At 67.6% G+C, this 6,609-nt stretch carries 5 protein-coding genes and 2 pseudogenes; 4 read left to right on the top strand and 3 right to left on the bottom strand.

Annotation, left to right across the window (positions count from 1 at the left end):
- The first annotated feature begins 387 nt into the window (after positions 1-387).
- Both QSK31_RS48200 and QSK31_RS48195 read left to right on the top strand, forming a co-directional pair.
- Entirely contained in the window at positions 388-885 is a 498-nt protein-coding gene (locus QSK31_RS48200) for an RNA polymerase sigma factor (RefSeq protein WP_285691943.1), read from the top strand.
- Positions 878-1,726, top strand: coding sequence for a hypothetical protein (locus tag QSK31_RS48195; protein WP_285691942.1), 849 nt, complete (start codon positions 878-880; stop codon positions 1,724-1,726). The genes QSK31_RS48200 and QSK31_RS48195 overlap by 8 nt, the downstream gene beginning before the upstream one ends.
- A 170-nt stretch (positions 1,727-1,896) precedes the next feature.
- On the opposite strand, the gene QSK31_RS48190 is transcribed toward QSK31_RS48195, so the two are convergent.
- Positions 1,897-2,451: a hypothetical protein gene (locus QSK31_RS48190; protein ID WP_285691941.1), complete on the bottom strand. Its 555-nt coding sequence runs from the start codon at positions 2,449-2,451 to the stop codon at positions 1,897-1,899.
- 6 nt (positions 2,452-2,457) lie between these two features.
- On the opposite strand from QSK31_RS48190, the pseudogene QSK31_RS49405 reads away from it, so the two are divergent.
- Both QSK31_RS49405 and QSK31_RS49400 read left to right on the top strand, forming a co-directional pair.
- Positions 2,458-3,222: pseudogene (locus QSK31_RS49405) on the top strand (ISL3 family transposase); the annotation flags it as partial.
- Positions 3,223-3,894: 672 nt separating this feature from the next.
- Positions 3,895-4,070, top strand: a pseudogene (locus QSK31_RS49400) (ISL3 family transposase); the annotation flags it as partial.
- A gap of 80 nt (positions 4,071-4,150) precedes the next feature.
- Here QSK31_RS49400 and QSK31_RS48180 read toward each other — a convergent pair.
- Together QSK31_RS48180 and QSK31_RS48175 are read right to left on the bottom strand one after the other, a co-directional pair.
- Positions 4,151-4,504, bottom strand: a complete 354-nt coding sequence (locus QSK31_RS48180; RefSeq protein ID WP_285691940.1) for a transposase — start codon at positions 4,502-4,504, stop codon at positions 4,151-4,153.
- A gap of 43 nt (positions 4,505-4,547) precedes the next feature.
- Entirely contained in the window at positions 4,548-6,140 is a 1,593-nt protein-coding gene (locus tag QSK31_RS48175; RefSeq protein ID WP_285691939.1) for an IS1182 family transposase, read from the bottom strand.
- Positions 6,141-6,609: the final 469 nt, after the last annotated feature.

The raw sequence follows: 6,609 nt of genomic DNA, 5'->3' as shown, positions 1-6,609 counted from the left end.
CCTTCGGTCGTGCTGGTTTAGTCACCTTCGCTCGTACTGAAGGCCCTTCCCCATGTCACGACACCACGCCGTACAGGCGCGCACAAGACATCGATCTTCGCCTCGTACCGACGGCCGGAAACCCTTATTTACCAGGGTCTCAGACCCACCTGACGAACGAGCTGTTCCGCCTGCAGCCCGTCCCGGACGACCAAAGTCGCGCCGGCCGTCCTCACCCCGCACCATGTCCAGAACCCGATCTACTCAGGTTGAAAGCTCCCAAAGCTCCCATTGCCAATCGGCCAGTTCGGGACAGCGAACCCTCCGCCCTGCCTCCTGCTCAACATCCGGCAACCTCTCGCCTTTGCCGGGCGTGTTACCTAGGAACAGATAACACGGAGGTATGGGGTGTCGGATGCGGCAGGGTTCGAGGAGTTCTACCAGGGCAGCCGACAACGGGTGCTCGCCTTCATCTACCTGCGCACCAACGACCTGAGCGAGGCGCAGGACGTCGTGCAGGAGGCATACATGAAGGCGTGGCAGCACTGGCCGTCAATCGATCGGCACGACAACCCCGAGGCGTGGCTTCGTTTGGTCGCCAACCGGATTGCGATGTCGCGGTGGCGGCGGATGCGTAACCGGGCCCGCGCCTATCTACGGCACGGCCCGGACGATCCATTGCCCGAACCCAGCGTCAACACGGTCGCAGTGGTGGCGGCACTGCGCCAGCTCCCAGAGGAGCAGCGCACGGCGATCGCGATGCACTACCTGCTCGGCCTGCCGGTGGCCGACGTGGCCCGGGAGACCGGGGCGCCCATCGGCACGGTCAAGGCCCGGCTGCACCGCGGCCGAGCCGCGCTGGCCATGCTGATGGCCCCGGAACCGACGGAGGCAGCCGATGTCTGACCTGAATAAACTCATGGACGCCCTGTACTTCGATCTCGCCGCGGTCCGGTGGCCGTCAGGCGACGAGCTGCGCCGCCGGGTACGCCGTCGGCGCGCCCGGACGACCGCGGCCGTAGCGGTCGCCGTGATCACGGTGAGCGTCGGCATCGCGAGCCTGGCCGGATTCCGGGACGATCCGGCGCTACCACCGGCCGGGCCGTCGCCGACCGCGCCAGCCCCGCGCCCGCCGGCGCCACCCGAGATCCCGCGCTCGGTGCTTCTCAGGGCGGCCGAGATCGGAACCGGTCTGCGTACCCAGTACGACAAGCCGGACGCACACACGCCCGTCCGGCTGGTGGACGCCATCGAGTTCTGTCCGGAGGTGACGCCACCCTCGCGGCCGCCCCGCTTCGTCATCGGTGTCACCCACATGATCGGCTCGAAGAACCCCCCACCGATACCATTCGTGCTGGGTCAGAGCGTGTACCGCTTCGGCGGGACGGACGCCGACGGATTCCTGCGCGACCTGCGGTCGGCCGTAGCCACCTGCGGCACCCGGACCACGACCGGCGACGGGATGGTGGACGGCAAGATGATGCGGGTCACCGTCACCCGCGTGTGGTCGATCAGCGACGACCGCTTCACCAGCGACGACGCACTGGTGATCCGGCAGGACATAAACTCCCGCGACGCGACAACGGCCCGGCCGTTGACAAGCGGCACCGAACTGGTGGCCTACGTCCGCACCGGCGACCTGGTCACCCGCATCTCCATGAAAAAAGACACGCCCCTGACGGAGCTTCGCCGCCTCGCCGCCCTGGCCGGCGCCCGCCTGTGCGCGGCCGCCCAACCGGGGTGCTAGCGGTAGTTTGTCGCCTTTATGGCGGTAGATAGAGGTTGAGAGGTTGACCTCGTGCGACGGCGTCCAGGAGTTGCTGGAGTTCGCCGGGTGGCGGCTTGCTGCTCCATGCAGTCCAGTAGCGGTGGAGCAGCAGCCATGGGGTGAGCCAGGCGCGGACGGCGCGTAGCGCTTTAGGCCAGCTGGGGTGTTCGGCCGGCGGCGGGGTTTGTGTGCCCCCTCTCTCCGGAGTTGTCGCTGAGCGGCTCCGGAACGATTGCGGAGGTGTCGGTTGTGGATGGTGGGTCGAACCAGGTGTTCCAGCAGAACGAGAACGCGCAGTTCACCAGTGTTTGGTGGCGGCGGATCGCGGTGGCGGAGCGGACTTGGAAGTCGGCCCAGCCGAGTTCGTCCTTGACCTGTTTGTAGCTTTGCTCGATCCAGTGCCGGATCCCGTAGAGCCGCACGACTTCGGTCAGGTCCGCCGGTTCGTGGGGCGCTTCGGGGGTATCGTGCGGGCCGCCGGGCCGGGGCAGATTCGTGGCCAGGTACCAGGTTGCCTTGTCCGGCAGGATGGCCGGGTTGGTGGTCGCGACCTGTCGGCGATCTCGATTTTCGGTTCTGTCGCAGGAAGCGTGGTAGGTGGTCCGGCAGGCGCTTCCGTCGATAGTGGACAGCGCCGGAAGGGGTGCCGGCTCGAAACCCGTTGACCAGCGCGGCTTTGCGGATGATGCGCTACCCATGATCATGACTTGGTGCAAGATCGATTGGTAGGCGGGTTCGCCCTGCCGCACCTGGCCGGCGTGGTCGTCGAGCGGCTCGAGTCCAGCGCCGAGGCGACCTGGCTCTATGCCCGGGTCCGTGCGGGAAGCGCCTCGTGTCCGACCTGCGCGACGGTGTCGACATCGGTACGCAGCCGCTACCAGCGACGCCTGAACGACACACCGATCGGTGGGCGGCCGGTGTGGCTGGTCCTGTGGGTCCGACGGTTCAACTGCACGGCGGGAGAATGCGCGGTACGCACGTTCGTCGAGCAGGTACCCGGCCTGACCGCCAGGCGCCGGCGACGCAGCCAACCGCTGCAGGACCTGCTGCACGGCGTCGGCGCAGCGCTGGCCGGCCGGGCCGGGGTCCGGCTGGCCGGGAAACTGGCGATGCGAGTGTCCCGCAGCACGCTGTTACGGCTGCTCCGGGCAACGCCGGAACCTTCGCTGACGGCGGCGCCGCGGGTACTCGGGGTGGATGATTTCGCGCTGCGGCGGGGACAGGTTTACGCCACGATCCTGCTCGACATGGAAACCCACCGGCCGATCGACGTGCTACCGGACCGGGAGGCCGCCACCCTGGCAGCGTGGCTCCGCGCCCATCCCGGCGCCGAGATCATCTGCCGGGACCGGGCCGGCGCCTACGCCGACGGCGCCCGCACCGGAGCGCCGGACGCCATCCAAGTCGCCGACCGGTGGCATGTCTGGCACAACCTCGGCGAAGCCGTCGAGGCCGCCGTCGTCGCCCACCGGGCCAGCCTGCCCGAACCACCCGCCGAGCTTGCAGCGCCAAGCTCCCCATCACAGCTGCTGGACCAGCCAACGATGCAGCCCGACAAAGAAATCCGCCTGGTGACCCGCACCAAGGAACGCTACCGCGAAGTCCAGCAACTCCTGGCGGACGGGGCATCCCGCGCCGAAGTCGGCCGCCGGCTTGGCCTGGACATCCAGACGGTCCGGCGGTTCGCCGACGCCACGAGCACCGAGCAGCTGCTCGCCAACACTCGCCGGGAAAGCCTGATCGATCCCTACAAGGCCCACCTGCACCAACGGTGGAACGACGGCTGCACCGACACCGCCATCCTGCACTCCGAGATCCGCGAGCAAGGCTTCCGCGGCAGCGTCCAGACCCTGCGCCGCTACCTGCAACCGCTGCGCCCGATCGAGGACGGCACCCGCCGCCACCTACGTGCGCCGAGCACACCCCCGGCGCCGAAACCCCGCCGCGTCGCCAAATGGATCATGAGTGATCCTGCCAAGATCCGGCCAGAAGACCAGCGCAAACTCGACGCCATCCGCGCGCGCAGCCCCATCCTCGACACACTCGCCGGTCACGTCCACGACTTCGCCGACATGATGCACAAACTGCGCGGCGCCCGCCTCCCGCAATGGATCGCCGCGGTGCTCGCCGACGACATCACCGAACTGCACTCCTTCGCCAAGGGACTGCACCGGATTTCGCTGCGGTCACCGCCGGGCTGACCCTGCCCTGGAGCTCCGGCGCGGTCGAAGGCCAGGTCAACCGGGTGAAGATGCTGAAAAGACAGATGTACGGCCGAGCCAGATTCGACCTACTCAGGCGCCGCATCCTTCAACCCAACTGACCGACAGGCCGACCACCCCACCACGCTTCCTGTGACAGAACCGAATTACGTGACCGGAAAACGCTCAGACCTGGGGAATTTCAAGATTGCCGACAGGCCGGGGTATAGGCCTCGGCGTGCAACGGATAGTAGACACGCTCGTCGGCCCACACCGTGGTCACGGTGACGATGCCGTTGTCGGTCTTGCCGTAACGGCCCAGCCACTGCCTGCCGACATGAGCCGTCGCGGTGCCGTCCTTGCGATCGCCGGAGTCGTCGATGGCGATCACCCCACGCGCGTGGGGTGCGGTCGGCGGATCGCCGACCAGCAGCTCCAGCCGCCGCCGGTTGACCTCATCAGCGTCCCACGTGGACTGCGACAGGAAATATTGCAACCGTTGTACCGCAGCGTGTTGCGCTCCCTTGACCGGCTCGGTTCCGGCGAGGCCGGTCAAGGTCTTGTTCCGATCCCGCGGCGCCAGCAGCCCGGTCAGATAATCACGGAAACCCGCCGCTGGGCCAGCCGGGAAAACAACTCATCGAAACATGCCGCGTAATCCTCCAACGGACCCGCGGCCGGCGGACACACCGCACGAACCACCAGCACTCCAAGCACTCGACCCGACACCAGCCGGTGCAACGCCGCATGAGGTGGGCCAGTTTGCGTTCGACTTTGGGTCGGGTGGCGCGGTAGTCGGCCTGCCAGTCTGGGTGTTGCTGGCGGGTGCGGGCTTCGGTGAGGCGGCTTTCCCAATGGCTGATGGTGATGTGCCGGCCGGTTTTCGAGGCGGTGCACTGCTGGCGTAGCGGGCAGTCGGTGCAGGCTTTGCCGAAGTCGGCCTTGCCGGCGTGGCGGTCGTGGCCGCGGACCGGGCGGATGTCGATGGTGGTGCCGTTCGGGCAGGTCACCGTGGCGGTCAGCAGGTCGATGCCGAACCGGTCCTTGGTGAACTTCCCGGCCGCGGCCACGGGCGCCTGGACTTTGGTCATGGTGGTGATGTCGTGGGCGTGCAGGTGATCCAGGACTGGGCCTGCGCCGTAGGCCGAGTCGCCGTAGACCGCCGCGTCGCCGCCGGGCGGGCGGGTAATGGCGTCTGCGGTGAGATCGGCGATCAGGTCAGGGGCGGGCTGGGCGTCGCCGGTATTTCCTGGCGTGACCTGCGCGGCGGTGATGATCTTGCTGTCCGGGTCGATCGCGATGTGGGCTTTGTAGCCGTCGAAGCCGCGGTGGCTGGTCTTGTGCCCGTGCCGGGCTTGCGGGTCGACGGTCGAGATCACCCGGTCCGGCGCGACTGTGCGGGCGATGCGCAGCACCCCGTCCTCGCCGGTCTCGAGGTCTTGGCCGAGGACGGTGGCCAGCAGCCGCATCGCCTCGGTGACCGGCTCGGCCAGGCCCTCACGCCCGGCAAGGCCGTTGAGCAGCGCGTATCCGTCACGGGCCCGGGAATCGATCAGAGCTTCCCGGGCTGCCTTGTCATCCCAGTCCACGGCCGGTTTCGCCACGCTGGTGTAGTCGTCACCGGCGCTCAGCACCGCCCGCAACGACCCGGCCAGGTCCGGGCCGGCTGCTTTGAGAAGGCCGCGGATCGCCGAGCGGATCAGCGTGACGGTGTCCATCGTCGCGACCGCGTCATACAACGGCGTGGAATCCAGCACCCGCCGCCTGCCGAGCAGACCAGCCTCGCGGGCCGCGGCCAGCGCGACCTCGAAGATCCGGTCAGGGCGCTGAGAACGGCGCAGCCGTTCGCGCATATCGACCAGGACCGTGTGGGCGAACCCGGTCCGGCCGCCGTCCCAGCCACCGGCCCCGGTCGCATACCGCCACCGGGCGTCGAAGGTAAACCGGTCGGCCGCCTCACGATCCGAGAGCCCTTCCAGACGCTGCAAGACCATCACGACCGCGACCACCGACGGCGGCACCGACCGGCGGCCCGCCAGCGCGAACAAGTCAGCGAACATGCCGTCGGGAAACAACCGGTCGCGATGCTCGTGCAGGAACACGAAGATCGAGTTCGGCGGCAACGTCTCGCCGCAGAACCGGCTGACCGGATCCAGAAGATCCAACTGCTGCGACGCCCTACCCAAGGCCATCACCGGAAACTAGCCTATATAGATACAAAACGATGGCCGCCACTCCGTGGCGAGCCATCGTTTAACACCAGTCACCTAGGTTCTGTCTCGCGGATCATGTCCTTCGGGGACAGCGCGTAGCCAGTCAGCATTTCGACCAGGTCGAGGGTGGCTTGGTAGTTGACGCCGAGCTTGTCGAACCGGGTGGCCAGCCCGCGAACTCACCGGCGACCTGCCGGGGATGGCAGCGTCGCTGGCCGGGCGGCCGTGATCACCAGCATCCCGCGAGCAGGGAGGGTGAGCCGTCCCATACTGAGCTGACCAGGGGCGGGCCGATTGTTGAGGCCTTTGTGATGGTGTCCATGAGTTCCCCCCGGTTTGGTGGAGCCTCTCAAACATGATCGACTGATCATGGGGAGGACGTTCTGTGGCCGCACCGAAGAAGTACCCCGACGAACTGAGGGCGCGTGCTGTGCGTCTGTATCGCGAG

It is taken from the genome of Actinoplanes sp. NBRC 103695, assembly GCF_030269485.1.
In the GTDB taxonomy this organism is placed as follows: domain Bacteria; phylum Actinomycetota; class Actinomycetes; order Mycobacteriales; family Micromonosporaceae; genus Actinoplanes.
The sequence above is the reverse complement of the archived record's forward strand: the minus strand, read 5'-3'. Positions and strand labels throughout refer to the sequence as shown.